Here is a 2,583-nt window from a genome sequence, read left to right as displayed (position 1 = left end):
TATTTATCAGTAAACAATCTACAAAAGAAGTGTTAAAATCCTTAGCAACTTTTTCTCCAATATATTTAGGGATTTCATCTGTATCTAAAAAATCAGATAACTCGTGAATATTAGTAACATCAAACAAATAAATACTGACAGACTCCAAATAAGTCTCTTGAATTTCTTTCGCATACTCACCAAAACCACATTCAAAGAAATACAAATATTCAGGATTTCTAAACGATTATTCCTCATCTAAAAATGGAGCAACCTTATGTAATCTAGAGACCTTATACTCCTGATAAACGGTCTCTGAAAATATATCTCTTATGTTAAGGTATTCATGATAAGTCTTAGTTGTGAACGAAACAAAAAAGAATTCACCGATCCAACCAACAACTAAAAGAAAAATTATTATCCACCAAGCTAATCCGTAATTAAACGAAAAAGAAGGATCACTCATGTAAAGATAAACGCTATATATAGAAACAGAAACAATAAATACAATACGAGCAACACGATTAAAATACACAAAATTACGTCGTGCATTTTCACGTTTCATCATTAAATTAACAACATTTTTAAATTTATCTAAAATTACTTCATAAGTCATAATAGTTAACTCCAATCTAAATTTATTCATTTACACTACCACATTGCAAGAGCCTTATTCTTTAGTTTGATTTATAAGCTCAATAAAATCAGCATGATGTTTTTTATTACCAAAAACTTTACTTGCAACTTTAAATTGAACAATATTTTTCTGCCAATCAGTAATTGAAATGGTGTACAATAATAAATTCTTCTTAACATTAAAATCACTAATATCCTCATGTGGAATTGTAATGACTTCTTTATGTAATTTTCCTAGTTGACTAACAGTGAGAAATTTTACATCTTCTTTACTAACAGCTAACCATACGCCTTGAACAATATATTTATCCAGATTTAAATAATTCATCTTTACGTAAAAAGGCTTACTAGTTTTCAAAGTAGCATAAATAATTAGCTCATCTCCATTATAAATATTTAATTTTTTTAATAGTGCAATAATGTCATCATGTTGAACAATTAGTCCCATAATATCCTCCAGTTCAAAAAAATATTGTTTTTGTGACTACTTAAGTTAATACAGATAATGATGAAAAACTAATTGTTTACACCTATAAAATTGAAGCAAGACTTTTTTATAACTTATAGTGAATAACTTGCCGGTATTTCTATTATAACTGTCATTTATGAATAAGTTAGTTGTTCGTTAATGTTCATTTAATTTAGTTAAACATGCAGTCCAAATAACTGATTTTTCTATCTCTAGAGAAAATTCATCTAGTTTTTTAAGATTACTTTTTAATCACATAAATTTAAATTTCAACTCAACATTTGCAATTAAAGCTAGCTTTTTTTTGAGTAAACACATTATCAGTAGTCGTACCATTTATAACTCCTCTACAATAAAATATGTACTACTTTTCATATTCTAAATATTGTTGATATAAAATATTTGTTTGTGTCTTACTATCGTTTGAATTTCTATATTCTATCCATTTAATTTATTAAGTACCTTTCATCTTATCAATTAAATATCTACAATTATTCCAATATTTTTCGGGTGTTTCCATATTTAATTCTTCCTGAGAAAATGGAGAGAGACATCTTTGTAACATAAATGCTTTACTGACAGGTAATTCATGCTCATTATATTCTGTTGCAACTGTCTTTAGACATCTAATCCATTCAGTTAGTTGTAATACATTGTGTTTATTCGTACTTTTTAAAGTTTTTCTACTGATTAATACTCCAGAATAGAAACTTATTGATAGGGTGATTATTGATGTTAAAAGATTTTCTATATTCAAAAAAAAATCCCTTTCAAACTGGTTGCGTCAAGGATTATGTGTAAATGGAATATCGATTCCAACGTTTTTGAGACCCACACTTTTAAGTGATATCGTTGCAGCTACATAATGTTACTACCATACTCTATTTTATGCTTTTTGTAATTATTAATTAGATGAAAATAATCACTTAAAAATTTGTCACTTAATTTCCAGCATCCACAAATAGTATTTATCTTCTTTTGATGATAAATACTATTTGTGTAAATCGGTAATTTCTTAAACTCATCAGCTAAGTAAAATTTAAACAATTTTATATCATCATTGAATCCTTGCGCTTTTTTATTCTCTCGTTATGCTTCTTGAAGTTCCTCCAATTGATTATTGAAACGATATTTTTTATCGTCAAAGAGTTGTTGTGCTGTTAATTTCATTATCTCAACCCTCCAAAAGAAAGAGTCGGTAACTGAGCAATTTTTTGATCAATCTGTTCAAACTCTTTGGCGACAGAATGAATGTTGTCCCCTGCTTGTACAACACTGTTAGAGATCCCTTTTAGACTGGATTGAAAGGTTGAAAAACTCTGTATTGCTGCACTCTTTCCTGCAACATTGGTTTGTCCTGAACTAACAGAGACAGAAATTCTATTTAATGCGCTTGCAGATTGGCTGAATGAAGCTGACACGCCCCTGCTACACTGGTTGTGCTATTAATAAACAACTATAGCCTTCCTTTTGTAAAATACAGTTTGCTATCATTAGTT

General features: G+C 28.6%; 4 protein-coding genes. All 4 read right to left on the bottom strand.

All coding sequences use genetic code 11. The features are described from left to right. Window positions 1–205: hypothetical protein (locus tag BCR24_RS16985; RefSeq protein ID WP_209437232.1), on the bottom strand; the 205-nt coding region annotated here is incomplete at its 3' end. Between the two features lie 21 nt (window positions 206–226). Further along, a complete protein-coding gene (locus BCR24_RS10305; RefSeq protein WP_069640456.1) occupies window positions 227–595 on the bottom strand; it encodes a hypothetical protein in 369 nt (122 codons plus the stop codon). A 54-nt stretch (window positions 596–649) separates the two neighbouring features. After that, window positions 650–1,063, bottom strand: a complete 414-nt coding sequence (locus BCR24_RS10300; RefSeq protein WP_069640455.1) for a hypothetical protein — start codon at window positions 1,061–1,063, stop codon at window positions 650–652. A gap of 1,190 nt (window positions 1,064–2,253) precedes the next feature. Beyond that, on the bottom strand, window positions 2,254–2,505 hold the full coding sequence (locus tag BCR24_RS10290; RefSeq protein WP_069640453.1) for a TIGR04197 family type VII secretion effector: 252 nt from the start codon (window positions 2,503–2,505) through the stop codon (window positions 2,254–2,256). Window positions 2,506–2,583: the final 78 nt, after the last annotated feature.

This window comes from Enterococcus ureilyticus (genome assembly GCF_001730315.1).
GTDB classification, from domain to species: Bacteria; Bacillota; Bacilli; order Lactobacillales; family Enterococcaceae; genus Enterococcus_L; species Enterococcus_L ureilyticus.
Note: the sequence above shows the minus strand (reverse complement) of the source record. Positions and strands in the feature narration are given on the sequence as shown.